The organism is Bradyrhizobium sp. B097 (assembly GCF_038957035.1).
Taxonomy (GTDB): domain Bacteria; phylum Pseudomonadota; class Alphaproteobacteria; order Rhizobiales; family Xanthobacteraceae; genus Bradyrhizobium.
This window is the reverse complement of record NZ_CP152412.1, coordinates 3,606,815-3,631,757: the sequence shown is the minus strand read 5'-3', so window position 1 is coordinate 3,631,757 and position 24,943 is coordinate 3,606,815. Positions and strand designations below refer to the sequence as shown.

The window sequence follows — 24,943 nt, the reverse complement described above, 5'->3', positions numbered from 1 at the left end:
CCTCAACCCGCCGGCTTCTTCTGCGCGGCCTGCACCTGCTTCAGCATCTCCTTCACCGCGGCCATCGCCGCGGCGAGCTTCTCCGGATCGCGCGAGCGCACCACCAGATTGGTGTTCGGCTTCTGGTTCTCGTCCTGGAACGGATAGCTGCCGATGATGGTGTCGGGATTGGCTTCCGCGATCGCCCGCAGCGGGCCGCCGATGTCGCCTTCTCTTGCGTCGGCGCGGACCGAGTCCGACAACATCCGCACGCCGGATTTCAGGGTCGGCGCCACGATGTCCATCATCGCCTGCATGATGGTGGGGATGCCGGCCATCACGATAACGTTGCCGAGCTTGAAGCCCGGCGCCAGGATGGTCGCGCTCTGGATCAGCTCGGCGCCATCGGGCACCCGGGCCATCCGCAGCCGCGCCTCGTTGAGGTCCTGCTCGGTCCAGCGCTCCCTGAACCGCGCCACCACGTCGGGATGATGGTGGATCTCGACCCCGAACGCCTTCGCCACGCTGTCGGCGGTGATGTCGTCATGGGTCGGCCCGATGCCGCCGGTGGTAAACACGTAATTGTACCTATGCCGCAGCGCATCAAGGGCGGACACGATGTCGGCCTCGTCGTCGGCAACGACGCGGACCTCTTTCAGGTCGATGCCGATATTGGTCAGGTATTCGGCGATGAAGCCGATGTTCTTGTCCTTGGTCCGGCCGGACAGGATCTCGTCGCCGATCACCAATATCCCCGCCGTGACGATCTCGCTCATGGTCTCATTTCCTTAAACTTGATCCCCTGACATTGCCGTTCCAATGCCTTGATGTCACGGGGTTTTGCCGCCGAATTAAGCAGACCTCAGCCGGTTTTTCGGGCAGGCCTTCCGCCTCCCCCTTAGCAAATGCCAGAAGCCAATGCATATCGCGCTGGCCCGCCCCTTGCTACCATCCCATCAAGTCATGCACTGTGTCACATGGCTTGGGAGGGCAATCGGGATATATGGCAGTCGCGTTCGATGAGATGAACGGCCTCGGCGAGGATCTCCGCCCGGCCTACCAGGAGCTCTCCCGCTGGCTCAAAGAGACGCCGCCGGATGCGCTCGAATATCGGCGCCAGGAAGCGGAGCTGCTGTTCCGCCGGATCGGCATCACCTTCGCGGTCTACGGGGATTCCGAGGCCCAGGAGCGGCTGATCCCGTTCGACGTCATTCCGCGCATCATGTCGGCGACCGAGTGGACGCTGCTGGAGAAGGGCCTCAAGCAGCGCGTGCTCGCGCTCAACATGTTCCTCAAGGACATCTATCACGGCCGCGACATCCTGCGCGCCAACATCATCCCCGAAGACCTGATCTTCCAGAACCCGGTGTTCCGGCCGGAGATGAACGGCCAGGACGTGCCGCACGACATCTATGTCCACATCGCCGGCATCGACATCATCCGCACCGATCCGGACAACTTCATCGTGCTGGAGGACAATGCGCGCACGCCGTCCGGCGTCTCCTACATGCTGGAAAACCGCGAGATCATGATGCGGCTGTTTCCGGACCTGTTCGCGCGGCACCGCGTCGCGCCGGTCGAGCGCTATCCGGACGAGCTGCTGTCGGCGCTGCGGTCGGTGGCGCCGCACAGCGCCTCGGCCGAGCCGACGGTCGCGCTGATGACGCCCGGCGTCTACAACTCGGCCTATTACGAGCACTCCTTCCTGGCCGACAAGCTCGGCATCGAGCTGGTCGAGGGGCGCGACCTCATCGTCAAGAACGACGAAGTCTTCATGCGGACCACCGAGGGGCTGAAGCGGGTCGACGTGATCTACCGCCGCGTCGATGACGACTTCCTCGATCCCCTCACCTTCCGTCCGGATTCCGCGCTCGGCGTCCCCGGGCTGATGTCGGCCTACGCGGCCGGCAACATCACGCTCGCCAACGCGGTCGGCACCGGCATCGCAGACGACAAGGCGATCTACTCCTACATGCCCGACATCGTGAAATTCTACCTCAGCGAGGAGCCGATCCTGAAGAACGTGCAGACCTGGCGCTGCCGCGAACCGCAGGACCTGTCCTACGTGCTCGACAACCTCGCCGACCTCGTCGTCAAGGAGGTGCACGGCTCGGGCGGCTACGGCATGCTGATCGGTCCTGCCGCCACCAAGGCGACCATCGAGGCGTTCCGCGACAAGCTCAAGCGCGAGCCGGAGGGCTTCATCGCCCAGCCGACGCTGGCGCTGTCGACCTGCCCGACCTGCACCGACAAGGGGCTGGCACCGCGCCATGTCGACCTCCGCCCGTTCGTGCTGACCGGCTCCAGCCACACCACCATCGTGCCCGGCGGCCTGACCCGCGTCGCGCTGAAGGAAGGCTCGCTGGTGGTCAATTCGAGCCAGGGCGGCGGCACCAAGGACACCTGGATATTGAGTGAGTAGTTGAAGCATGCTGTCGCGCACCGCCGAAAACCTGTTCTGGCTGGCCCGTTATGTCGAACGCGCCGAGTATCTCGCACGCACGATCGACGCCACGCTCCGTGTCACCGCATTGCCCGCGGCCTATGTCGGCAAGACCAATGAGTGGGATTCCGCGCTGCTCACCGCCGGTGTCGGCTCGGCCTTCTACGACCATTACGAAGAAGCCAACGAGCGGAACGTCGTCGAGTACCTGTCCTTCTCGTCGGAAAATCCGTCCTCGATCAAGAACTGCATCGAGGCTGCGCGGCTCAATTCGCGTTCGGTGCGCACCGCGCTGACGTCGGAGATGTGGGACACCATCAATTCATCGTGGATCGAGTTGCAGGCAGTCTGGAACAAGGGTCCCGCCAACCGCGAGGAGCTGGCAAAATTCCTGCGCTTCGTGCAGGAGACCTCGCTGCGCTTCGACGGTTCGGCCTACCGCACCATGCTGCGCAACGACGCCTACTGGTTCTCGCGGCTTGGCGTGCATCTCGAGCGCGCCGACAACACCGCCCGCATTCTCGACGTCAAGTATCACATGCTGCTGCCCGAGGAAGAGCATGTCGGCGGCCCGCTGGATTACTACCAGTGGACCTCGATCCTGCGCTCGGTGTCGGCGACGACCGCCTATCACTGGGTGTACCGGGAAACCCTGAAGCCCTGGCTGATCGCCGACCTCCTGATCCTCAACGATACGCTGCCGCGGTCGCTTGCCAGCTGCTACAGCAACCTGGTGCGCAACCTGGACCAGATCGGCGTCGCCTATGGCCGCCAGGGCGCCGCCCAGCGCCACGCCCGCGGCGTCAGGAACCGGCTCGAGCACAGCCATATGGACGATATCTTCCAGCACGGCGTGCATGAATTCATCCAGGAATTCCTTGCGGATAATTCACGGCTGGGTGAGATCGTCGCCAAGCAGTACTTGGTCTGACCACCGCGGCGGGAAAAGTGCTCAAAATGTCGTCATGACCGGGTTGATCCCGGTTACCCACGTCTTGCTTTCGCGGCCGATTAGGAAGAAAGACGTGAGTGCCCGGGGCATGATGTTCCTGCCCCAGAAGACCGACTGAATCCCGGTTGAACCATGCGCCTGCGGATAGCCCACACCACCACCTATCGCTACGAGCCGGCGGCTTCGGGCGTGATCCAGATTCTGCGGATGACGCCGGGCAGCCATGACGGCCAGTATGTCGCCGATTGGCAGATCGACGTCTCGACCGATTCCCGGCTCGACACCCATGAGGACGCGTTCGGCAACGTCACCCATGTGCTGACGCACGGCGCGATCACCGACCTCACGATCCATTGCGAGGGCCTGGTCGAGACCCAGGACACCGGCGGCGTGCTGAAAGGCACCGACGAGCGGTTTCCCCCGAGCCTGTTCCTGCGCCCCACGCCGCTGACCGACCTCAACCCGGCGATGACGAGTTTCGTGCGCGAGCTGCGCGCGGAAGCAGGTAGCGACGTGCTCGGCTTCCTGCACGCGGTGATGGTGCAGATCTACGAGCACATGACCTTCGACGAGGACCCGACCAACAGTGCCACCTCGGCCTCCGAGGCGTTCGCGCTGAAGCGCGGGGTCTGCCAGGACTACGCGCACATCCTGATCGCCTGCGCGCGCGCCGGCGGTGTTCCGGCGCGGTTCGTCTCCGGCCACTTCCTGCGCTCCGACGGCATGGTCAACCAGCAGGCCGGCCACGCCTGGGCCGAAGCCTTCGTGCCCGACCTCGGCTGGGTCGGCTTCGACGCCGCCAACGGCATCTGCACCACCGACGCCCATGCCCGCGTCGCGATCGGCCTCGACTATCTCGGCGCCGCCCCGGTCCGCGGCACCCGCTATGGCGGTGGCAACGAGACCCTGTCGGTCGCAGTCAAGGTCGACCAAGCCGGCCGCCCCGGGCAGTGGCAGAGCCAGTCGCAGTCGTAGGACTGATCCCTCTTCGCATCCGTCATTGCGAGCGCAGCGAAGCAATCCATTTGACCGCGTGCGGAGGCGTGGATTGCTTCGTCGCTTCGCTCCTCGCAATGACGGCTGGGGTGCTATGATCGCTGCACCACACCGGATCAGCGAGAGAAACCATGGCAACTGTGAAACTGCTCTCCGACGACGAACTCTCGGCCGACGCACGCGCCGTCTTCGACGACATCCGCAAGACGCGGAACTCGGACTTCATCAACAATTTCTGGCGCGCGCTCGCGCATGATCCGAAGACGCTGCGGCGGACCTGGGAGAGCATCAAGGAGGTGATGGCGCCGGGCGCCCTCGATCCGAAGGTCAAGGAGATGCTCTATGTTGCGGTCTCGGTGGCCCATGGCTGCAGCTACTGCATCCATTCGCACACCGCGAGCGCCCGCGCCAAGGGCATGACCGAGGCCGAATATCAGGAGATGCTCGCGATCGTCGGCATGGCCGCCGAAACCAACCGGCTGGTCACCGCGCTCGGCGTGCCGGTGGACGATGCCTTTCTCGTCGATGCACCTGCGGGACAGAGGCAGGAGCCGTGAACGCTCCTGCCTGTCTCGCGAATGAGTGATGTCACGAAATGCGCTCAACGTCGGATTTGAGGACAACCAGGAAACGGGCAGCTTCGCCGCCCGTCACCACCCGATGATCGAAGGTCAGCGATAGCGGCAGTGTGCGTCGGACCGCAACCTGTCCCCGAAGCGCGACCACGCGCTCCGAAATCCGCCCGGCGCCGACGATCGCCGTCTGCGGTGGCACGATGATGAGATTAGCAAACCGGCCTCCGATCATGCCGAAGTTCGACAACGTGATCGTCGCACCGCGCAGCTCCTCTGGAGGTATCGCGCGCGCGATTGCGTCGGCTCGCAGACGGTCGAGCCCGGCCCGCAGGTCCGATACGCTCCGCTCCGCGACATTGCGCAGCACGGGAACGATCAGGCCGCCGCCGGTATCGACGGCGATGCCAAGATCGATTCGCTCGATCAGGCGCCGTTCTCCCGTACCGGAATGATACCAGGCATTGAGCGCGGGCTCTGCCTTGCAGGCAACGGCGATCGCACGCGCCAGGCGGATTGTCACGTCCTCGCCCTGCCGCCAATCGTCGATGTCGGCTTCATCGGTGACCGTCGCGGGGACGATTTCCGCATGCGCTGCCGTCATGCGTTGGGCCATCGCGCGGCGCAAGCCGCGCAGCGGCTCGGCGGGTCCGCTGTGAGACATTCGCTTCGCCGCCCTCTCGACATCGGCCCGCGTGATGGTGCCGCCGGGCCCGGTCGCCTCGACGAGATCGAGCGCGACGTCAAGCTTGCGCGCAAGGACCCGCACTGCCGGAAACACTTGGGCTCCCTTCCCGCCGGGCGGCGAAGCAGTTGCTGGCGCCGGCCGTTGCTCGCCGGTGTCGAGTTCGCCCACAATCGTGCCGGTGTCCTGCCCGGCCTCCTCGGCAAACTCGACGAGCGGCGCGCCGACCTTCACGATATCGCCCTTGGCACCGAACAGGCGCGCGATGCGTCCGCTCGACGGCGCCGGTATCTCGACCACCGCCTTGTCGGTCTCGACCGAAACGAGCGGCTGATCGGTCACGACGTGATCGCCCTCGTTGACATACCAGGTGACGATCTCAGCTTCTTCAAGACCTTCACCAAGGTCCGGCAACGTGAACTGGCGCATGGCACAAGGTCCGTTGGTGTTCAGTTGTACTGGTGCGCCTTTCGGGCTGCGGTCACGATGCGTCCGACCGACGGCATGTAGCGTTGCTCAAGGCGGGCCATCGGGATGATCGTGTCGTAGCCGGTGACACGGGTCACGGGTGCGAGCAGCGAGGATAGTCCGCGCTCGGCGATCAGGGCCGCTATCTCCGCGCCAAATCCGCCGGTGTGCGCGGCCTCGTGCACGATGACGCAGCGCCCGGTCTTTGCGACCGACCTGAGCACGGTGTTTTCATCGTAGGGCTTGAGCGTGGCGAGGTCGACAACCTCGGCAGCGATGCCCTCGTCGGCGAGCGCGTCCGCTGCGGCCATCGTTTCCTTCAGCATCGCACCCCAGCTGATCAGCGTGACGTCGCGACCTTCCCTCTCGACAAAGGCGCGATCGAGCGGCAAGGCTTCGCCGTTGTCCTCCACCTCTCCTTTCGCCGCGCGGTACAGCCGCGTCGGCTCCAGGAACACCACCGGATCGGGATCGCGGATCGCAGCGAGGAGAAGTCCATAGGCGCGCTCCGGCGACGACGGAATCACGACACGCAAGCCCGGAATGTGGGCGAGCATCGCCTCAGTGCTCTCGGAATGATGCTCGGGTGCGCGAATGCCGGCACCATGCGGCGTGCGCAGAACCATCGGACAAGTGAGCCGTCCCTGGGTACGGTTGCGCATCCGTGATGCGTGGTTCACCAGCTGATCGAGACAGGGATAGATAAATCCCATGAACTGGATTTCGCCGACCGGCTTCAGTCCCTGCCCGGCCATGCCGACGCAAAGCCCACTGATCAGGAGTTCGGCAAGCGGCGTATCGAGGACGCGCTCCGGACCAAAGCGCTCCTGCAAGCCGATGGTCGCGCGAAAGACGCCGCCATTGACGCCGACATCTTCGCCGAGCACGACCACATCGGGATCGTCCGTCATGGCGCGGCCGAGCGCCAGATTGATGGCTTCGACCAACGTCACTTCAGGCATCGTCCTCTCCCGCGAGTTCGCGACGCTGCGCGCCAAAGGCCTCGGGCAGATCGGCATAGAGGTTGTCGAACATGGTTTCTGGCCGGCGCGGCGGCGTCTTCAGATAGCGCTCCACCGCCGCCTCGATGCGCTCATGGCACTCGGCGGCAAGCCGCTCCTCGTCCGCCTTGGTCCACATCTTCTGACCCACAAGATAGGACCTGAGGCGCGCGATCGGCTCTTCCTTCCAATGCGCCTGGACTTCTTCGGCCGAACGATAGCGCAATGCATCATCTGACGTCGTGTGATCGCCGAGCCGATAGGTGACCGCTTCGATGAAGTGAGGGCCCTTGCCGTCGCGGGCAGCGGCAATGGCCTCCTCGGCCGCGGCGCGCACCGCCACCACGTCGCACCCATCCACTTGCTCGCCGCTGAACCCGGCAGCGATCGCCTTCTGGGCCAACGTTTCAGACGCGGTTTGCAGCCGCAGCGGCACCGATATGGCCCATTGATTGTTGGTGGCGACGAACACGAGCGGCAATTTGTGAACGCCGGCAAAATTCATCGCCTCGTAGACATCGCCTTTCGAGGTGGCGCCATCGCCGAACAGGCAGACGGCCACGCGCGGCTCCCTGCGCAGCCTGAAGGCATAGGCGACACCGGCGGCATGCGGTGCCTGTGATCCGACCGGAACGCAAAACGGGAAATCGTGGACAGGACCGGAGAATTGATTGCCCCGTTCATCGCCGCCCCAGAACAGCAGGATCTCCTCGGGCTTGACGCCACGCCAGAGCAACGCGCCATTGTCGCGATAGGAAGGCAGCAGAACGTCATCTTGCCGCATCGCACTCGCGATGCCGACGGACACGGCCTCTTGGCCAAGCGAAATGGCATAGGTTCCCAGCCGACCGGTTCGCTGCAATGCAACAGCCTTTCGGTCGAACAGACGCAAGAGCACCATCGACCGGTAAAGTTCGACCAGCAGCTTGGCATCGGTGGCGAAGGCAGGAAGCGGCCGCTCTATCGAGCCGTCGGGCGCGAGGTAATTGCGGCGGCGCACCTCAAAGCGCGCAATGACGGGGAGCTCTTCGTTCGCTCTTTTGCTGGCCACGCGCTCACTCCAGGAGCGGTTCTGCCTCCCACGTTCAGTTATTTGGTGTTCGGGCCGCGACGATGCAATACCGTGGCAGCATGCGCCGCGACTGCTGTATAAGAGAGCATGGCAAATGGTCAGGTTGTCCTCGTAAGAACCGCGCCGTTGGACGGCGGCCCGCCTGTTCGCTCGGTCTTCTTCGTGGCTGAAGGAGACGCGGCAAAGGCCACGGCAATTATTGCGGACATGATGGCCCCGAATGAAACGGTCGAAGCGTGGGGGCCGCTTCCTGAAGCCGCGGTGAAAGCGCTCGGATTGAAACCTGGCGACTACACCCACAGCTGACTTGCATCGGATGGCAGCCCGCCAGGCGAAGGCGTTGTGCGCCGTCATCCTCGTGCACAGCGTGCGATCTCGACGCAGCGCCCTCGCTTGTGCGAGGCCACCGCGGTCCCGATCACAACGCGGGGAGCCCTCTTTCTCGAGCAAGGGACATGGCGTAATCTGCAGCGAGCTGCCCTTAGACGGGACGGGCCGACGTCTCCGTCTGATGGAACGGGCAGCGATCAGGCCGTCGGCAGGCATCTCAGTCTGAAAGCAGCGCCTGCCTTATGTGGCGCTCCCTCGACTTCAACATGATGCAGGTTGGCCTGCCGCACGCGCGGCAGACAAGGGAATGCGTAACCCTTGGAGGACGACATGGCGACATTCATAGTGAGGATCGACTGGACCGACCAGGGAATTCGTAATGTCAAGGAAGCTCCCAAGCGCAGCCGGGCGGCGAAAGAACTCGCCAAGACGCTTGGTGTCGAAATCAAGGAGGTCTATCTCACCTCCGGCGAGCATGACATCCTTCTCCTCGCCGAAGCGCCTCTCGGCGACAACATCACAAAACTCGCGCTCGCCCTCAGTTCTCAGGGAAACATACGGACGTGCACCTCACGGGCCTGGCCCGAGGCCGAGTGGACCAAGCTGATATCCGAGCTTCCGTAGCGGCTTCGGATGTCCAGTGGACCTCTGCGCGGCCTGACTGACGGGTACCGTCGCTATTCAGACACCCGGCGATCGGCGCGAACATTCCGCTTATGCGCAGGGCGACGACACACGTCGCCGCCAGCGGGGGCAGCACGCACTATTTGTCGAGCCACACATCCTCGAAACGTAGATTGTTGTACTGGCTGTTGTCGTGCGGATGAAAGTTCTTCACGTAGGGCTGCCAGCAATTGCCGGCCGATGAGTGCAGGATCACCGGCCGCGCCGCGTCGTCGACCAGCAGGCGCTCGATGTCGAACACGATGGTTCGGCGCTTGTCCTTGTCGACCTCGCGCGACTGCGCAGCCAGCAGCCTGTCGACCTCGACATTGCAATATTGCGTATAGTTGCGCTCGGAATTGCAGGAATAGTTCTCGACCAGATTGCCGTCGGGATCGTCGACGCTGACGCCGGTGACATTGAGGCCGATCGTGTAATCCTTGCGCTGCAGCCGCGAGTACCAGCGCGGCGTGTCCAGGATATCGAGCTCGGCGACGATGTAGATCTTCTTGAGCTGGTCGGCGAGGATCACTGCCGGATCGCGATAGGTCGGCAGATTGCGGGTCTGGATCTTGATCGACAGCGGCTTGGCGTCGCTGTAGCCGAGCTTCTGCATGATGGCCTGCGCGTCCACGAGATTTTTCTCGGTATCCGCGCCGTAGCCCATCAGCGTCGACAATGTCTCCGGCGGCATGCCCCACTCGCCTTCGGGCTTGGCCTGCATCGCGCCGCCGAGCCGCCCGGTGCCTTCGAACAGGATGCTGTTGAAGGCCTTGCGATCCAGCGCCAGCGACATCGCCTTGCGGATCTCCGGATTGTCGAACGGCGGATTGACGCGGTTGACCAAGAGATTGATCTGCAGATTGGTCGACGTCATCTCGCAGATCGCGTTCGGCGCCCGCGCCTTGACGTCCTTCATCAGGGGAATGCTGACGTCGGACGGAAAGGTGATGTCGTAGTCGCCGGTCGCGAAGGCCAGCATGCGCGTGGCGCGGCTGTCGATCGAGCGCACCGTGATCTCGTCGAGATACGGCCGGTCTTTCTTGAAATAATCGGGGTTGCGCACCAGACGGATCGAATCCCCGCGCCGGAACTCGACGAATTTGAACGGCCCGGTGCCGATTGGCTTGGTGCGCATCACCTGCTGCGGTACGTGGCAGGGATATACCACCGAGAAGGCGCTGGCGAGCAGCGCCAAGAGACCGGGCTGCGGTTCTGTCAGCTCGAAAGTCGCCTCATCGTCGCCGTTGATGCTGATGTCCTTGAGCTTCGAGTACCAGACCTTGCGCGGATTGCGCTTGAAGTCCTGGGTTTTGGAGTCCTGGGTCTCGCTCTTGCCGATCAGCATCCGCCAGGTGCATTGCACGTCCTTGGCCGTGAACGGCTGGCCGTCATGCCACTTCACGCCGTGCCTGAGCTTGAAGGTGAGCTTCGTGTTGGTCTGGTCCCACGACCAGCTCTCGGCCAGATCGGGGATCACGGTGTCGACGCTTTCATGCACCTTGGCCGGATCGAACACCACCAGATTGTTGAAGACCGCCGCGAACGGCATCACCGAGGCGATGGTGGATTCCTCGAGCAGCGAGGTCGAGGGCGGATTGTCATTGTGATAAAGTCGGAGCGTGCCGCCCTTTTTCTGCGCCGATGCAGGGCTCGCCGCCATCACTGCTGCGCCCAATGCCATGATGCACGTGGCCAGTTTGAACGACATTCTCGCCTCCCGGAATTCTTGTTGTTGTCGGTTGTGGGCAGTCGACCACAACGCCAGGTGCCCCGCAATGACACGGGAGCGCAGATCATTGCCGGCTGCGTGCAACGCAGAACGAGGCCGGGGCAAGGATCGGATTCTCAGGCGGCCAGCGATGGAAAAGGGCCTCACACGGACCGTCGCCGGCCCCCTTTTGACCGGCCACCTGATGTCCCGTCACGGGGAATTAGGGTTGGATGCGACCTCGAAATTGGCTACACGTTTGGCGCCGAGAAACTCGGACCGTTTGAGGGCTGCAAATGACCTATTGCTGCGGAATTCTGGTGCGCGACGGCCTCGTCATGATCGCCGATACCCGCACCAATGCCGGTCTCGACAACGTCTCGACCTTCCGCAAGCTGCACATCTTCGAAAAGCCCGGCGACCGCATCATGGCGATCGCCAGCGCGGGGAATCTCGCGATCAGCCAGTCGGTGCTGTCGACCCTGACCGAGGGCATGGAAGATCCGCACACCGGCGAGCTCGAGACGCTGATGAACGCGCCGACCATGTTCCAGGCCGCGCAGCGGATCGGCCGCGCCATCCGGTCGGTGCATGCGACCGAGGGCGATGCGCTGCGTTCCGAAGATATCTCCTTCGACGTCTCGTTCCTGTTCGGCGGCCAGATCAAGGGCTCGCGGATGCGCCTGTTCATGGTCTACACCGCCGGCAACTTCATCGAATGCACCACCGACACGCCCTATTTGCAGATCGGCGAGCACAAATACGGCAAGCCGGTGCTCGACCGCGCCATGCATTACGACGTCGAGCTCTATGAGGCGCTCAAGACAGGTCTGATCTCGATGGATTCGACGATGCGCTCCAATCTCGGCGTCGGCCTGCCGATCGACGTGCTGGTGGTGCGCACCGATGCCTGCGAGGCCGACCTCAACCACCGCATCGAGGCCGGCGAGCCCTATTTCCACGATTTGCGCTCGCGCTGGTCGGCTGCGCTGCGCGCGGCGCATCAGAACATTCCACGCCCACCCTACAAGAACGAAACCGAAGCAAAAACCAAGTAAGAGGAAACTCGGATGACCGAAGCAACCAGCAAGATCGCGCTCGTCACCGGCGCCGGCACCGGTGTCGGCCGCGCAGCATCGCTCGCTTTGATGGACAAGGGCTACACCGTGGTGCTGGTCGGGCGCCGCATCGAGATGCTGGAAGAGACCGCCAAGCTCGGCCCCGCCGGCAAGAGCCTGTGCGTCACCGCCGACATGGCCAACCCGGCCGCGATCGCCGCGCTGTTCGACAAGGTGAAGGCAACCTACGGCCGGCTCGACGTTCTCTTCAACAATGCCGGCATGGGCGCGCCGCCGGTAAATTTCGAAGACTTGGCCCTCGAGCAGTGGCAGGCCGTGGTCAACACCAACCTCACCGCGCCGTTCCTGTGCACCCAGCACGCCTTCCGCATCATGAAGGACCAGACGCCGCGCGGCGGCCGCATCATCAACAACGGCTCGATCTCGGCGCACGCGCCGCGGCCGTTCTCGGCGGCCTACACCTCGACCAAGCACGCCATCACCGGCCTGACAAAAGCCTCCAACCTCGACGGCCGCATGTATGACATCGCGGTCGGCCAGGTCGATATCGGCAATGCTGCGACCCCGATGACCGACCGCATGGTCAACGGCCCCGGCGTGCTGCAGCCGGACGGCACCACCAAGCACGAACCGCGCATGGACGCCAAGGCGGTCGGCGATGCCGTCGCCTACATGGCCGGCCTGCCGCTCGACGCCAACGTGCTGTTCATGACGGTGATGGCGACCAAGATGCCGTTCGTGGGCCGGGGCTGACTCTCGTGCCCCGGGCGCAGCGCGGCATGCAATGACGCGCTGCTGAACCGGGGCCCAGGCTCGATCCGTCGTACCATGAGATGGGTCCCGGCTCTGTGGCGCACCGCTCCGCGCTGCACCGCATCCGGGACACGAGACCGCGCGGCGGGCTTGTCCCGGCCATGCCGTTCCAAGGCCCACGGCCAAAATATCGAAAACAACCCCATGCAAAGTAGCCGGCAGCTACCGGCGTTCGACACGGCAACTTGACACGTCGGGCAAATCAGCGATATTTTTCCATTATTCCGAAATTGCGGTCATTGCGAGCGAAGCAAAGCAATCCATGCCTCCGCGTGTGGCAAGATGGATTGCTTCGCTTCGCTCGCAATGACGGGTGGCGAGAACGCCCCTACTCCAGCTTCTCGACATCCCGCAGCGTCGGGAACAGCTTCATCCAGAGCAGCGCGACCGCGACCGTCGCGACGCCACCGAGCACGGCCGATGGCACGGCGCCGAGCAGCGCCGCGGTGACGCCGCTCTCGAACTGGCCGAGCTGGTTCGAGGCGTTGATGAACAGGAAGTTCACCGCGCCGACGCGGCCGCGCATCTCGTCCGGCGTCGCCAGTTGCACCAGCGAGAAGCGGATCACGACGCTGATCGTATCGGCGGCGCCGAGCACCGCGAGCGCGACCGCCGACAGCCACATCCATTGCGACAGCGCGAACACCACGGTAGCTAAGCCGAACACGATCACCGCCTGGAACATCCGCATGCCGACGCGGCGGTTGATGGTGTGCCGCGCCAGCACCATCGTCATCAAGAGCGCACCGACCGCGGGCGCGGCACGCAGGATGCCGAGGCCGAGCGGTCCGGTTTGCAGGATATCGCGCGCATAGATCGGCAGCAGCGCGGTGACGCCGCCGAACAGCACCGCGAACAAATCGAGCGAGATGGTGCCGAGGATCGCCGGATTGCTGCGAACGAAGGTGACGCCGGCATACAGGTCATCCGACACCTCGCCGTTCTTCGCCGCCGCCTGCTGCAGCCGGCCGATGCCGCCGGTCAGCAGCGCACCGAACAGCCAGAACACCATCATGATGCCATAGGGCGCGCTCGGCATCAGCGCGTAGGCGAAGCCGCCGAGCGCTGGTCCGGTGATGGTCGCGACCTGCGCCGCGCCGCTCGAGATCGCGGTCGCCCGCTGCAGCGCGCCTTGCGGCGCGATCAGCGGCAACAGCGCGGCAGTCGCCGGGCTCTCGAACGCGCCGGCGATTCCGAGCACGAAGGTCGCAGCGAAGATCTGGATCTCGGAGACGGTGCAGGCGAATGTGCTTCCGGCGAGAAACAATGCGGTCAGCGCCTCCGCCACCTGGCAGGCCTGCACCACGCGCTTGCGCTCGAAGCGATCGGCGGCGTGGCCGGCGACGAACACCAGCAGCGCCGTCGGCAGGAACTGCACCAGGCCGACCATGCCGAGGTCGAATGCGCTCCCAGTCAGATCATAGATCTGCCAGCCGATCGCCACCGCGCCGATCTGGCTGGAGAAGCGCGACAGGCTGCGCGACGACAAGAAGAACAGGAACGGTCTGTGGCCGAGCAGATCGCGGGCACCGGCCGGCGTGGCGGAGGACATGCATGATTGCGTGGCTGAGCCCCTGCAACTTGTCAATGGATTCGGGATCAACGCGCAACAGCATTGCGCTGCGCGAGGCCCCTGCCCATAATCGCCCGAGGGTTCTTGGGGGCGTGATGCTGCAGTTGCAATCGGCGTTCGGCGTGGTGGCGTTGCTCGTGATCGCCTGGGCGTTGAGCGAGAATCGCCTGAAGGTGTCGCTGCGGCAGGCCGCGATCGGGCTCGTCGTCACTGTCGTGACTGCGCTGGTGCTGATCAAGGTGCCGCTGGTGACGCAGGCCTTCGGCGCGATCAACGATGCCGTCGGCACCATCGCGGCGGCGACGCGCGCCGGCACCGCCTTCGTGTTCGGTTATGTCGGCGGCGGCCCGGCGCCGTTCGATCCCAAGGCACCGGGCTCGGATTTCATCCTCGCCTTCCAGGCGCTGCCGATCGTGCTGGTCATGAGCGTGCTGACGACATTGTTGTTCTATTGGCGCGTGTTGCCGCCTGTCGTGCGCGGCATGGCCTGGATCCTCGAGCGCACGCTCGGCGTCGGCGGCGCGGTCGGGCTCTCGACCGCGGCCAATATCTTCCTCGGCATGGTGGAAGCGCCGCTGTTCATCCGCCCCTATCTGGCGCAGCTCACGCGCTCCGAATTGTTTCTGGTGATGACCGGCGGCATGGCCGGGATCGCCGGCACCGTGCTGGTGCTCTACGCAACACTGCTGGCGCCGTTGATTCCCGATGCCGCCGCGCATTTCGTCATCGCCTCGGTGCTCGGCGCGCCGGCCGCGATTTTGGTGAGCCTGATCATGGTGCCGGAGACTTCCGACAAGCGCACCGGCGGGTCGCTCGACGATCCCGATGTTCAGGTGTCCTCGACGATGGACGCCATCGTGAAGGGCACCGCCGCCGGGCTCGAGCTGCTGATGAACATCATCGCGATGCTGCTGGTGCTGGTCGCGCTGGTGTATCTGGCGAACAAGATCATCGGCCTGCTGCCGGAGGTCGGCGGCGCGAAGATTTCGCTGCAACGGCTGCTCGGCTACGTGATGGCGCCGGTGTGCTGGCTGATGGGCCTGCCGTGGCCGCAGGCGATCACGGCGGGAAGCCTGATGGGCACCAAGACCGTGCTGAACGAGCTGATCGCCTATGTCGACCTCTCGAAGCTCGGCCCCGACGCGCTCGATCCGCGCTCGCGCCTGATCATGCTCTACGCGATGTGCGGTTTTGCCAACTTCGCGAGCCTCGGCATCATGATCGGCGGCCTCGGCATCATGGCGCCCGGGCGGCGCGACGAGATCAACGCGCTCGGGCTGAAGTCGGTCGTATCAGGGACGCTGACGACCTGCCTGATGGGCGCGATCGTGGGGATGCTGACGCAGCCGTAGCCCGGATGGAGCGAGTCCACCTCGTCATGCCCGGGCTTGACCCGGGCATCCATCGATCAACGACGACTCTTGCGAAGCTGGATGGATGGCCGGGTCAAGCCCGGCCATGACGGCCCGTGGCTACGCCTTCAACTCCACCGTCTTGAACTCGGCCGGCAGGATCACTTCCAGCAGTTCGACGTCGTCGGAGTAGTCCAGGATCATGTGCCGGATGCGCGGGGGCTGGGTCCAGGCGCTGCCCTCTTTCATCAGCGTCTCGCCTTCGCCTTCCATGTAGGTCTTCACCCAACCCTTGAGCACATAGACCATCTGGAATTCGACGTCGTGGAAGTGCAGCTTCGAGACCTCATCGGGGTTGCACGGTCCCTGCAACCGGATGACATGCGCCTGCGCGAGACCATGGGATGCTGCGGCAATGCCGAGGTCGCGGTACTTGGCGTAGGCGCGCAGCCCATCGGCCTTGAAATCCTCTTCGCGGTGATGGCTGATGGCGATGCGCTGCTTCGGCCGCGCCTTGCTTGCTGTCTTGGTCGCCGCTTTGGGCGCGCTCTTCTTGACCGCGGTGACGCGGCCCTTGGACTTGATGGTCTTGCGCGCGGAAGATTTCGCCGACGACTTCTTGGCGCCGGCGCCGAGCCCCGACCATTTCTTCTTCACCGCGGTCTTGGCTGCAGATCTCGATGCCGTCTTCTTGGCCATTGTTCGCCTCCCGTCTTTTTGTGACTGATGAAGGCTAACACAAGTCGCGCCGCGCGAGGTGGGCAAAGGCGCAGGCCGCGCCGCGCCCCTCTTGCCTTGCCCCCTTCAACGGATCAATGCAGCCGGAACACGCCGTCGACGGCGCGCAGCTCGGCCGGCTTGACCAGCTTGGAATGCGCCACCGTCACCGAGAACAGCGGGCCCTCGAGCTTTTCCTCCCAGAAGGCGAGGAAATCCCGCAGCGCCGGAAATTTCGGAAACAGGTCGTAGTTCTGCCAGACATAGGTTTGCAGCAGCGAGGGATGATCCGGCATCCGGTACAGGATTTGCGCCGTCGTCAGTCCATACCCCAGCAACTGCTTCCGGAAATCGTCGGAAACAACCCCACCAACTCGCGAGACCATGCCAACCTCCTGTGACGGAGCGCATTCACATGGCGGCCGACCCCCGCCGGACCACCGGCAATGGATGCGCTCACATGATACAAATGTGACGCACGCGACTAGCCCATCTCAAGCCTAAATGTTTAATAGGTTGTTGAAATTTCTTGCGTTAGCAGCAGCTTACCGCATCTGCTAATAGCTCCGGTGGGCCCCGATGACGGCATTAAGGATGCCGAAATGATCCTGGCAGCCGCCATTCGCGAGTGCCAATTTTTCTGCTAGAGCCACTTGCCCGCCGCCTAGGCTTGGCCTATCTCCTGCGCAGTCGGTCTGGCACTCGCCGGGCTGGACTGCTAACTCTCCAAAAATCTACAGCATCCGCAAACGTTTAGGAGGACTGCATGAAATTCCGTCCGCTTCACGACCGCGTCGTGGTCAAGCGTATCGACGCCGAAGAGAAGACTGCTGGCGGCATCATCATTCCGGACAGTGCCAAGGAAAAGCCCTCGCAGGGCGAAATCACCGCCGTCGGCCCGGGCGGCCGCGACGAAGCTGGCAAGCTGATCCCCATCGACGTCAAGGTCGGCGACCGCGTCCTGTTCGGCAAGTGGTCCGGCACCGAGGTCAAGATCGACGGTGAAGACCTGCTGATCATGAAGGAAAGCGACATCATGGGCGTGCTCGACGTCCCCGCTTCCAAGAAGAAGGCGGCCTAAGCGCCTCCTCCCTCCCAGGTAAACCTCTCAAGGAAAAATTCAGATGGCAGCCAAAGAAGTCAAATTCTCCGTCGATGCGCGCGACAAGATGCTGCGCGGCGTCGACATCCTCGCCAATGCGGTGAAGGTCACCCTCGGCCCGAAGGGCCGCAACGTCGTGCTCGAGAAGTCGTTCGGCGCTCCCCGCATCACCAAGGACGGCGTCACCGTCGCCAAGGAGATCGAGCTCGAGGACAAGTTCGAGAACATGGGCGCGCAGATGGTGCGCGAAGTCGCCTCCAAGTCCGCTGACGCGGCCGGCGACGGCACCACCACGGCGACCGTGCTCGCCCAGGCGATCGTGCGTGAAGGCGCCAAGTCGGTTGCCGCCGGCATGAACCCGATGGACCTGAAGCGCGGTATCGACCTCGCGGTCGAAGCCGTCGTTGCGGACCTCCAGAAGAACTCGAAGAAGGTCACCTCGAACGAGGAGATCGCCCAGGTCGGCACCATTTCGGCCAACGGCGATGCCGAGATCGGCAAGTTCCTCGCCGACGCCATGAAGAAGGTCGGCAACGAGGGCGTGATCACGGTCGAGGAAGCCAAGTCGCTCGAGACCGAGCTCGACGTCGTCGAGGGCATGCAGTTCGATCGCGGCTACATCTCGCCCTACTTCGTCACCAACGCCGACAAGATGCGCGTTGAGATGGACGACGCCTACATCCTCATCAACGAGAAGAAGCTCTCCTCGCTGAACGAGCTGCTGCCGCTGCTCGAGGCCGTGGTGCAGACCGGCAAGCCGCTGGTCATCGTCGCTGAAGACGTCGAAGGCGAAGCGCTCGCCACCCTCGTCGTCAACCGCCTGCGTGGCGGCCTGAAGGTCGCGGCCGTCAAGGCTCCGGGCTTCGGCGATCGCCGCAAGGCCATGCTGCAGGACATCGCGATCCTGACCGGCGGCCAGGCCATCTCGGAAGACCTCGGCATCAAGCTCGAGAACGTCACGCTGCAGATGCTCGGTCGCGCCAAGAAGGTGATGATCGACAAGGAAAACACCACGATCGTCAACGGCGCCGGCAAGAAGGCCGACATCGACGCTCGCGTTGCCCAGATCAAGGCGCAGATCGAGGAGACCACCTCGGACTACGACCGTGAGAAGCTGCAGGAGCGTCTCGCCAAGCTCGCAGGCGGCGTCGCGGTGATCCGCGTCGGCGGCGCGACCGAGGTCGAGGTGAAGGAGCGCAAGGATCGCGTTGATGACGCGATGCATGCGACCCGTGCGGCTGTCGAGGAAGGCATCGTCCCGGGCGGCGGCGTCGCCCTGCTCCGTGCTTCCGAGCAGCTCAAGGGCCTGCGCACCAAGAACGACGACCAGAAGACCGGCGTCGAGATCGTGCGCAAGGCGCTGTCGGCTCCGGCTCGCCAGATTGCGATCAACGCTGGTGAAGACGGTTCGGTCATCGTCGGCAAGATCCTGGAGAACAAGGCCTACAATTACGGCTTCGACTCCCAGACCGGCGACTATGCCGACCTCGTCAAGAAGGGCATCATCGACCCGACCAAGGTCGTGCGCACCGCGATCCAGAACGCTGCCTCGGTTGCCGCGCTGCTGATCACCACGGAAGCGATGGTTGCCGAGCTGCCGAAGAAGAACGCCGGCGGCCCCGCGATGCCTCCGGGCGGCGGCATGGGCGGCATGGACTTCTAAGTCCGGCCTCTCAAGGCAATTTACGGAATGCAAAACCCCGGCAGCGATGCCGGGGTTTTTGTTTTGGGCAGCTGACCGAGCACTTGTTGCAGCGCGCTCAATGTGGGTGATCTGCGCGACCTCGCGCCGGAGAAGGCACGCTGCTGTTCACGGCAGCATTCACTTATGCACAGCACTCCCCATAAACCCATGTTCGTTCGGGTTGACATTCTCAAAAAAAATTGTCGGCGAGAGTCGCAAACCGAACCGACAGTCTCGGCCTCGTCCCGCACAGTAAGCTCGGGACAGGATCGAAGTTCACTCAAAAATCTGAATCGAGCACGGAGCGTCTGCTCCCGTGACGCGGGCAAGCGTTGCGGAGAATGCTTGCGCTTGAGCGGGAGGCTATGCGGTGAACGAAAGCCAAATGAAAGTCACCGTGAAGGGCACGCGTCTCTTCGAGATGCCGTCGTCGAGCCACCCGTTCGACCAGACGGGCGTGACGAAAGCCCGCGAACCAGCCAGGAAACGATTTGCCGAGGTGCTTCGCCAAGCCGCCTGAAAAAGCGGCGTTCAACTCACATCGAGGATTCGTTTGAGGAGGAATCTGGCCGGTTGGAAAAAGCCCAGTGACGAGCATGCAGCCCCCACTGCCCAATGCTCTGTCAACCGCCGCAGGTGCGAGATGCCCCCAACTACCCCGCACCGACCTGAGGCCAATCCAACCGGCCGGAGCTTTTCTGCAAGAGCAAAAAAACAATATCGGAGGGAGGCTCACATGGGCATGGTCATGGTCAAATGTCCGCAAACCGGGCACGCGATCTCCACCGGGATCAAAACCGATCGCGAGAGCTTTCGACGCAGTACGGTGTTCTTCTCGCGCACCCCTTGCCCATTTTGCCGCGCCGATCACGCCTGGTTTGCTGGGGACGCCTGGGTCGACGAGCCGAGCATCCGCGTGCGGCGACGCCGCAGCGCCGGTTCACCGGCCTGAAACCGGCCACCACTCTTGATGATCGCGATGGAGGGACACCATGGCGCATGCGCAGAACTCAACGGAAACGTCTGCCTGGCTGCTGCAGGCCAAGGACTTTCTCCATGAAGCACGACGGCTGAAGCCGGGCCCCGAGCGCAATGAATTGCGCGAGACGGCGCACGTGCTGCGCGAGATTGCGAAGCTCGAGGCGGCATCCTCCTCCGCGCGGAAGCGTGATCGGCGGCCAGCAAGCTGATCGCGCCGGGAACGCGCTCACACGGTGTCGTCCGCCTCGATTTCCGAGATGCGGAGCTCGTCGGCCGGAGCCATTCCTCGAGCTCGAGCCTTGTCACCCGAGAAGATCTCCTCGGCCTCGAGACGCATGATGCGATGGCATTCGCATGCCGCCGCCAATAGCCGCGCCCGGTCGATCTCGATCTGGCCTCGTTGATCCGACCTGATCGCACCGCGCTTGCGCAGATTACCCATCAGCAAGGTTACTGTTGTTCGTCGTACGCCGAGGATTTGCGACAGCGCGTGCTGGGTCAGCGGGAGAACGTCGCTGTCGACGCGGTCGCGAAGCTGAAGCAGCCAGCGCGCCATCCGCGCCTCGACCGGGTGGAGCGCGTTGCAAGCGGAGCCAAGCTGAAACTGGATCAGCATCGCTCTGACGTGCTTCTGGATTGCCTGCCGAATCCCCGGACTGCGGCCGAAAGCGGCATGAAAGCGCGCCGCCGGGACCCGCGAGGCGGTACCAGCCGCACGAACGACGGCGGTAATGCCTGACGGCGAGGCTCCGAGAACCGAAAGACTGCCCACGGCTCCTTCGCATCCGACCACACCGGTCGCGACCGTCTGCCCATCCGCCATGTCGATCATCAACAAGATCGCGCCGCTGTGAGGAAAGAAGACGTAGTCGATCTCGTCACCGGCGCGCGCCAGGACTGCATCCTGTTCGAGCGCAATGGTCTCAAGTTCGGGTCTCAGGAGATCCAGATCCGCCTGCGACAATGTCGCGAGAAGGCGATTACGAGTTCCACCGGAAATGCTCACCTGCGGGAACGTCAAAGGTCGCACAGCATACTCACTCAAACACAGGATCAAAAACAAATTCCAAACGCTTGACCGCAAGGCGGAATTCTCTGCGGCAGCGTCCTTAAAGTTAGATGCAAATGCGCCGCCGGACGCAATAGCAAAATGCGCATCGTCGGCACCGTAGAACTTCGGGAGCCCAAGGACTTCGGGAACCCAACAGTTCCAGCTTCGCACCGCAAGCGCTGCGCGCGACATCCGAGCCTGCTCTTTCACCACCTGCGCGGGCGCAGGAAGACGGACGCGGTGCGGCCGCTCCGCTGCGGCAACGGTCAAGACGCGCGCGAGTGGCGGTCCGGCCACCGATGCGCCTGCGTGAGCAATTCCTGCGCGTCCTTAATCTCGGCGAGATCGAGCGCCGCATCGAAGCCGGCGAGCACCGGCGCCAACAATTGAGATACCTCCTCTGCCCGGCCGCTGCGGCCGTAAAGACGTGCAAGTCCAAGCGCGCTGCGCAATTCGAAAGTCTTGGTCTGTTGCCTTCGCGCAATCTCGAGCGCGCGGCGGAAGGCATCCTCGGCGCCGGAAATGTCGGGGGTGTCGCGACGCGACCGCAGCTCGCCCAATACACGGTACAGCTCGGCATCCAGCCAGTGCTGCCCGGACTGCTCCGTCGCGTCGATCAGCTCGTTGATGATGTCGAGCCCCGCCTCGACATGCCCTGCGTCCGCGTTCGCCAACGCGATATGCAGTCCCCAGAAGGGATCACAGAGGTAGCAGTCGTTCTCGTGAAGCAATGTCCAGCCGCGCTGCATCTCTGCGAGACCTGCCTCGAGGTCGCCGGCACGCCACTTTGCCAGGCCATTGAGATAGGTGCCGGCGGCGACATACAGCGGCATCGCGTGATCCTGCGCCAGTCCGAGGGCAAGGATCGTCTCGGTCTGCCGCAACCGGCTGCCGCACAGCCCGTCGAAAACGGCCTTGTGAACCAGCGCATTGGCACGCGCGAGCGCGCGCTGTTCTCCGGAGACGCTCACCGCCGCGCCCGCGAGCTGCCGGGCTCGATCGATCTCGCCACGCGGCCAGAGCACGAGCGCCAGAAATCTCATGATGACGAACGGCAGATCGAGCGTCGACGCCTTGAACGTTGCCGGATCCGGCTCGGTCGCATAGGCAGCGAACGCCTTCTCGAGATGGATGCCCGCGCTCAGATAGTCGCCCGCAAACCAGCAGGTCACTCCGCTGGTCCAGCCCGCGACGATCGTCGCCACCGGCGATTCCGGATGCCGTTCCGCCGCGCCCATGATCGCCTCCGCCAACTCCCGCATCGGCGCGAGCTCACCGTGGGTCAAGCAGGCGTTGAAGAGGCCAGACTGGATCGGCGCCAGTTCGATTGGATCGTCAATGTCAGAGGCGAACCGCCGGGCGCGCGTCCAGGCGGCCACCGTCTCGGGGGCGCTGTGCCCAAGACTGCCGCGCAGCGCGCGACCGTAGGCGATTTGCAGATGGAGCCGGCCGATCATCCGACCCGGCTCGTCGGGCAGTTCATCGGCGATGGCGACCGCCTTGCCGAGATGTGCGATCGCCTCGCAATAGGCCGAGCGCTTCAGCGCCTGCTGACCGGCCTTGCGCCACCACGCCAGCGCGGTCTGGCCGAGCCCCGCCTCGGTGAAATGATACGCAACGACTTCCGGCTCGATCTCGGCGATCTCGGCAAACTTGGCGCGCAGCACATCGCCGATCTGCTTGTGGAGCAATTGCCGGCGGCTCTTGAGCAAGCTCTCGTAAGCCGCTTCCTGGACCAATGCGTGCCTGAAACTGTAGCTTGCATCCGGCGGCGTGCCCCGACGCAACAGCAACTCCGCCTCCTCGAGCTGGGCGAGCGCCGCGGCAAGCGTCAGATCATCGCGACCGGCCACGCTGCGCAGCAGCGCGTATGAGAACTCACGGCCGATCGCTGCGCCGATCTGCGCCACCTCCTTGACCGGCGCCAGGCGGTCGAGCCGGGCCATCAACGAGTCCTGCAGCGTCGCCGGGATCGCCAGCGGCGGCAGCGGATTGTCGAGGCGGTAGCGTCCAGCATTCTCGACGAGCAGCCCCGACTCCATGACCATCTTGGTCAGCTCCTCGACGAACAGCGGGACACCATCCGTCCGCTCGATGATCTGTGTCATCATCTCGCCGGGCAGCAACCGGCCGACGGTCACCTGCTCGATCAGGGCGCGCGTGTCCTGCCGGTCGAGCCGATCCAGCCGCAGCAGGCTGACATTGGCGAGCCCCGCCCACGGTGGTTCGAACTCGGGCCTGAACGTCATCAGCATAAGGATCGGCAGTCCCCTGATCCGATCGACCGCGAGGTCGAGCAATTCGAGCGAGGTGGCATCGGCCCAATGCATGTCTTCGCAGACGACAAGCACCGGCTGCTGCCGGGCAAGGCCCTCGAGCTGGTCGAGCAGCGCTGCGAATGTCTGCCGCCGCTGCTGCGCCGGGCTCAGGCCGAGCGGCGGATAGCGGTCACCGGTCGGGATCGACAGCAGCGCTGCGATCAGCGGAGTCACGCTAGGCACATGCTGCGTCCCGAGCGCCAGCATGGCCTCGAGCTTGTCCAGCTTCTGCTCCGGCACATCTTCCAGGCGGATGCCGGCGGCACGCTCGAGCTGGGCGACGAAGGGATGCAGCGCGCTGTTGGTATGATAGGGCGAGCATTGATAGCGCACCCGGCGGTACGTCGCGGGCACGAGGCTGTCGGAGAGCATCGCCACGATGCGGGATTTGCCGATACCCGCTTCGCCCGATATCAGCACCGCCTGGCCCTGGCCCTGCCACGCCAGTTGCTGGCGCGACAATGCAAATTCGATCTCCGCCTTGCGGCCGACAAAGCCGATCGAGCGCGCGGTCCGCACGGCCTCGAAACGGCTTTCCGATGCCGGCTCGCCCTCGACAGCCCACACCGCGATCGGCTCCGAGATACCCTTGACCTCGCGGCGACCGAGGTTGCGAAGCGTGAACAGATTGCCGAGCAGCCGGCGTGTCGAGGAGGCCACGACGACCACGCCCGGCTCCGCCAGGCTCTGCAGCCGCGCGGCGATGTTCGGCGCATCGCCGACCAGCGCCTGCTCCTCCGATGCACCGCCGGAGACGAGGTCGCCGACCACGACGAGCCCGCTCGCAATCGCGATCCGCACCGCGACCCCCTCGTCCGCGCGGGTCTCGAGCTTGCCGATCGCGGCGATGACGTCGAGGCCGGCGCGCACTGCGCGCTCCGCATCGTCTTCATGCGCACGTGGGTAGCCGAAATATGCGAGGATCCCGTCGCCGATAAATCTGGCAACGACGCCATCATATGTCGCGATTACCCGCGCACAGGCTGCGCGATAGGCGCGGATCACCTCCCACATGTCCTCGGGATCGAGACGCGCCGACAAGGCCGTCGAGCCGACCAGGTCGCAGAACATCACGGTGAGATGGCGTCGCTCGGCATCGTGCGATGGAACCGGCGCAGCGATCAGTTCGGCTTGATTGAAATCGGCGATGGCACGCAGCATCTTGCGGCGATGGCCGAGCAGGACCCCGAGCCTGTCGAAGTCTTCATCCGTCAATTCGGGAAGAACACCAACATCGATGCCGTTCTCGGCAAAACGCAGCGCGTATTGCCCAAGCCCCAGCTTGTCGAGCCATTCCGCAATCTGCTGCATTGGCTTCACCGACGGGTTGACGGCTGGCCGAATGGACCACGGCGAACAGACGTTATCGCAATCTGTCTGTGCTGGCACCTTCTGTTTTGC

General features: G+C 64.1%; 23 protein-coding genes. 13 read left to right on the top strand and 10 right to left on the bottom strand.

Annotation, left to right across the window (positions count from 1 at the left end):
• Nucleotides 1-2 precede the first annotated feature (2 nt).
• Complete coding sequence (locus AAFG07_RS16875; protein WP_223976339.1) at nt 3-755, bottom strand: molybdopterin-binding protein; 753 nt, start codon at nt 753-755, stop codon at nt 3-5.
• Nucleotides 756-982: 227 nt separating this feature from the next.
• Between AAFG07_RS16875 and AAFG07_RS16870 the strand changes: the two genes are divergently transcribed.
• From AAFG07_RS16870 to AAFG07_RS16855, 4 genes are all read left to right on the top strand, one after another.
• The gene (locus AAFG07_RS16870; RefSeq protein ID WP_163161604.1) at nt 983-2,401 is read left to right on the top strand and encodes a circularly permuted type 2 ATP-grasp protein; all 1,419 of its coding nucleotides are present in this window, start codon (nt 983-985) and stop codon (nt 2,399-2,401) included.
• A 7-nt stretch (nt 2,402-2,408) separates the two neighbouring features.
• Nucleotides 2,409-3,353, top strand: a complete 945-nt coding sequence (locus AAFG07_RS16865; protein WP_342728247.1) for an alpha-E domain-containing protein — start codon at nt 2,409-2,411, stop codon at nt 3,351-3,353.
• 153 nt (nt 3,354-3,506) lie between these two features.
• A complete protein-coding gene (locus tag AAFG07_RS16860) occupies nt 3,507-4,349 on the top strand; it encodes a transglutaminase family protein (protein WP_342728246.1) in 843 nt (280 codons plus the stop codon).
• Between the two features lie 152 nt (nt 4,350-4,501).
• A complete protein-coding gene (locus AAFG07_RS16855) occupies nt 4,502-4,927 on the top strand; it encodes a carboxymuconolactone decarboxylase family protein (protein ID WP_342728245.1) in 426 nt (141 codons plus the stop codon).
• A 31-nt stretch (nt 4,928-4,958) separates the two neighbouring features.
• Here AAFG07_RS16855 and AAFG07_RS16850 read toward each other — a convergent pair whose 3' ends face one another.
• From AAFG07_RS16850 to pdhA, 3 genes are read right to left on the bottom strand one after another with little or no spacing between them, the layout of a single operon-like run.
• Nucleotides 4,959-6,056 carry a dihydrolipoamide acetyltransferase family protein gene (locus tag AAFG07_RS16850; RefSeq protein WP_342728244.1) on the bottom strand — a complete coding sequence of 366 codons (1,098 nt, stop codon included), beginning with the start codon at nt 6,054-6,056 and terminating at the stop codon, nt 4,959-4,961.
• A 20-nt stretch (nt 6,057-6,076) separates the two neighbouring features.
• Nucleotides 6,077-7,057: an alpha-ketoacid dehydrogenase subunit beta gene (locus AAFG07_RS16845; RefSeq protein ID WP_342728243.1), complete on the bottom strand. Its 981-nt coding sequence runs from the start codon at nt 7,055-7,057 to the stop codon at nt 6,077-6,079.
• Nucleotides 7,050-8,522 (bottom strand): pyruvate dehydrogenase (acetyl-transferring) E1 component subunit alpha, encoded by a 1,473-nt coding sequence (pdhA, locus tag AAFG07_RS16840; protein ID WP_342728242.1) that lies wholly within the window; start codon nt 8,520-8,522, stop codon nt 7,050-7,052. Before pdhA ends, AAFG07_RS16845 begins: the two co-directional genes overlap by 8 nt.
• Nucleotides 8,523-8,828: 306 nt before the next feature.
• On the opposite strand from pdhA, the gene AAFG07_RS16835 reads away from it, so the two are divergent.
• On the top strand, nt 8,829-9,122 hold the full coding sequence (locus AAFG07_RS16835; RefSeq protein WP_029081559.1) for a GYD domain-containing protein: 294 nt from the start codon (nt 8,829-8,831) through the stop codon (nt 9,120-9,122).
• Between the two features lie 139 nt (nt 9,123-9,261).
• Here AAFG07_RS16835 and AAFG07_RS16830 read toward each other — a convergent pair whose 3' ends face one another.
• Nucleotides 9,262-10,872, bottom strand: a complete 1,611-nt coding sequence (locus AAFG07_RS16830; RefSeq protein WP_342728241.1) for an ABC transporter substrate-binding protein — start codon at nt 10,870-10,872, stop codon at nt 9,262-9,264.
• Between the two features lie 296 nt (nt 10,873-11,168).
• On the opposite strand from AAFG07_RS16830, the gene AAFG07_RS16825 reads away from it, so the two are divergent.
• Nucleotides 11,169-11,930, top strand: coding sequence for a proteasome-type protease (locus AAFG07_RS16825; protein ID WP_050406373.1), 762 nt, complete (start codon nt 11,169-11,171; stop codon nt 11,928-11,930).
• A 12-nt stretch (nt 11,931-11,942) separates the two neighbouring features.
• Nucleotides 11,943-12,704, top strand: a complete 762-nt coding sequence (locus tag AAFG07_RS16820; protein ID WP_342728240.1) for an SDR family oxidoreductase — start codon at nt 11,943-11,945, stop codon at nt 12,702-12,704.
• A gap of 388 nt (nt 12,705-13,092) precedes the next feature.
• Here AAFG07_RS16820 and AAFG07_RS16815 read toward each other — a convergent pair whose 3' ends face one another.
• Nucleotides 13,093-14,316: an MFS transporter gene (locus AAFG07_RS16815; protein WP_342728239.1), complete on the bottom strand. Its 1,224-nt coding sequence runs from the start codon at nt 14,314-14,316 to the stop codon at nt 13,093-13,095.
• Nucleotides 14,317-14,432: 116 nt separating this feature from the next.
• Between AAFG07_RS16815 and AAFG07_RS16810 the strand changes: the two genes are divergently transcribed.
• Nucleotides 14,433-15,689: a nucleoside transporter C-terminal domain-containing protein gene (locus AAFG07_RS16810; RefSeq protein WP_342728238.1), complete on the top strand. Its 1,257-nt coding sequence runs from the start codon at nt 14,433-14,435 to the stop codon at nt 15,687-15,689.
• A 120-nt stretch (nt 15,690-15,809) separates the two neighbouring features.
• Here the strand turns inward: AAFG07_RS16810 and AAFG07_RS16805 are convergent, their stop codons facing one another.
• Together AAFG07_RS16805 and AAFG07_RS16800 are read right to left on the bottom strand one after the other, a co-directional pair.
• The gene (locus tag AAFG07_RS16805) at nt 15,810-16,388 is read right to left on the bottom strand and encodes a cupin domain-containing protein (RefSeq protein WP_342728237.1); all 579 of its coding nucleotides are present in this window, start codon (nt 16,386-16,388) and stop codon (nt 15,810-15,812) included.
• A 113-nt stretch (nt 16,389-16,501) separates the two neighbouring features.
• Complete coding sequence (locus AAFG07_RS16800; protein WP_212309910.1) at nt 16,502-16,792, bottom strand: usg protein; 291 nt, start codon at nt 16,790-16,792, stop codon at nt 16,502-16,504.
• Between the two features lie 380 nt (nt 16,793-17,172).
• Between AAFG07_RS16800 and AAFG07_RS16795 the strand changes: the two genes are divergently transcribed.
• The 5 genes from AAFG07_RS16795 (at nt 17,173) to AAFG07_RS16775 (ending at nt 20,382) form a co-directional block, all read left to right on the top strand.
• Nucleotides 17,173-17,487 (top strand): co-chaperone GroES, encoded by a 315-nt coding sequence (locus tag AAFG07_RS16795; RefSeq protein WP_342728236.1) that lies wholly within the window; start codon nt 17,173-17,175, stop codon nt 17,485-17,487.
• A gap of 43 nt (nt 17,488-17,530) precedes the next feature.
• Entirely contained in the window at nt 17,531-19,171 is a 1,641-nt protein-coding gene (gene groL / locus AAFG07_RS16790) for a chaperonin GroEL (RefSeq protein WP_342728235.1), read from the top strand.
• A gap of 406 nt (nt 19,172-19,577) precedes the next feature.
• Nucleotides 19,578-19,712, top strand: coding sequence for a hypothetical protein (locus tag AAFG07_RS16785; protein WP_342728234.1), 135 nt, complete (start codon nt 19,578-19,580; stop codon nt 19,710-19,712).
• Nucleotides 19,713-19,928: 216 nt separating this feature from the next.
• Nucleotides 19,929-20,144: a hypothetical protein gene (locus AAFG07_RS16780; protein ID WP_076858594.1), complete on the top strand. Its 216-nt coding sequence runs from the start codon at nt 19,929-19,931 to the stop codon at nt 20,142-20,144.
• A 40-nt stretch (nt 20,145-20,184) separates the two neighbouring features.
• Complete coding sequence (locus AAFG07_RS16775) at nt 20,185-20,382, top strand: hypothetical protein (RefSeq protein WP_342728233.1); 198 nt, start codon at nt 20,185-20,187, stop codon at nt 20,380-20,382.
• A 17-nt stretch (nt 20,383-20,399) separates the two neighbouring features.
• On the opposite strand, the gene AAFG07_RS16770 is transcribed toward AAFG07_RS16775, so the two are convergent.
• The gene (locus AAFG07_RS16770) at nt 20,400-21,494 is read right to left on the bottom strand and encodes a Crp/Fnr family transcriptional regulator (RefSeq protein WP_342728232.1); all 1,095 of its coding nucleotides are present in this window, start codon (nt 21,492-21,494) and stop codon (nt 20,400-20,402) included.
• Nucleotides 21,491-24,853, bottom strand: coding sequence for an adenylate/guanylate cyclase domain-containing protein (locus AAFG07_RS16765; RefSeq protein ID WP_342728231.1), 3,363 nt, complete (start codon nt 24,851-24,853; stop codon nt 21,491-21,493). The genes AAFG07_RS16770 and AAFG07_RS16765 overlap by 4 nt, the downstream gene beginning before the upstream one ends.
• Nucleotides 24,854-24,943: the final 90 nt, after the last annotated feature.

Coding starts and splice junctions, on each gene's coding strand:
- AAFG07_RS16875 (WP_223976339.1), bottom strand. CDS start 755: ATGAGCGAGATCGTCACGGCGGGGATATTGGTGATCGGCGACGAGATC.
- AAFG07_RS16870 (WP_163161604.1), top strand. CDS start 983: ATGGCAGTCGCGTTCGATGAGATGAACGGCCTCGGCGAGGATCTCCGC.
- AAFG07_RS16865 (WP_342728247.1), top strand. CDS start 2,409: ATGCTGTCGCGCACCGCCGAAAACCTGTTCTGGCTGGCCCGTTATGTC.
- AAFG07_RS16860 (WP_342728246.1), top strand. CDS start 3,507: ATGCGCCTGCGGATAGCCCACACCACCACCTATCGCTACGAGCCGGCG.
- AAFG07_RS16855 (WP_342728245.1), top strand. CDS start 4,502: ATGGCAACTGTGAAACTGCTCTCCGACGACGAACTCTCGGCCGACGCA.
- AAFG07_RS16850 (WP_342728244.1), bottom strand. CDS start 6,056: ATGCGCCAGTTCACGTTGCCGGACCTTGGTGAAGGTCTTGAAGAAGCT.
- AAFG07_RS16845 (WP_342728243.1), bottom strand. CDS start 7,057: ATGCCTGAAGTGACGTTGGTCGAAGCCATCAATCTGGCGCTCGGCCGC.
- pdhA (WP_342728242.1), bottom strand. CDS start 8,522: ATGACGGCGCACAACGCCTTCGCCTGGCGGGCTGCCATCCGATGCAAG.
- AAFG07_RS16835 (WP_029081559.1), top strand. CDS start 8,829: ATGGCGACATTCATAGTGAGGATCGACTGGACCGACCAGGGAATTCGT.
- AAFG07_RS16830 (WP_342728241.1), bottom strand. CDS start 10,872: ATGTCGTTCAAACTGGCCACGTGCATCATGGCATTGGGCGCAGCAGTG.
- AAFG07_RS16825 (WP_050406373.1), top strand. CDS start 11,169: ATGACCTATTGCTGCGGAATTCTGGTGCGCGACGGCCTCGTCATGATC.
- AAFG07_RS16820 (WP_342728240.1), top strand. CDS start 11,943: ATGACCGAAGCAACCAGCAAGATCGCGCTCGTCACCGGCGCCGGCACC.
- AAFG07_RS16815 (WP_342728239.1), bottom strand. CDS start 14,316: ATGTCCTCCGCCACGCCGGCCGGTGCCCGCGATCTGCTCGGCCACAGA.
- AAFG07_RS16810 (WP_342728238.1), top strand. CDS start 14,433: ATGCTGCAGTTGCAATCGGCGTTCGGCGTGGTGGCGTTGCTCGTGATC.
- AAFG07_RS16805 (WP_342728237.1), bottom strand. CDS start 16,388: ATGGCCAAGAAGACGGCATCGAGATCTGCAGCCAAGACCGCGGTGAAG.
- AAFG07_RS16800 (WP_212309910.1), bottom strand. CDS start 16,792: ATGGTCTCGCGAGTTGGTGGGGTTGTTTCCGACGATTTCCGGAAGCAG.
- AAFG07_RS16795 (WP_342728236.1), top strand. CDS start 17,173: ATGAAATTCCGTCCGCTTCACGACCGCGTCGTGGTCAAGCGTATCGAC.
- groL (WP_342728235.1), top strand. CDS start 17,531: ATGGCAGCCAAAGAAGTCAAATTCTCCGTCGATGCGCGCGACAAGATG.
- AAFG07_RS16785 (WP_342728234.1), top strand. CDS start 19,578: ATGAAAGTCACCGTGAAGGGCACGCGTCTCTTCGAGATGCCGTCGTCG.
- AAFG07_RS16780 (WP_076858594.1), top strand. CDS start 19,929: ATGGGCATGGTCATGGTCAAATGTCCGCAAACCGGGCACGCGATCTCC.
- AAFG07_RS16775 (WP_342728233.1), top strand. CDS start 20,185: ATGGCGCATGCGCAGAACTCAACGGAAACGTCTGCCTGGCTGCTGCAG.
- AAFG07_RS16765 (WP_342728231.1), bottom strand. CDS start 24,853: ATGCAGCAGATTGCGGAATGGCTCGACAAGCTGGGGCTTGGGCAATAC.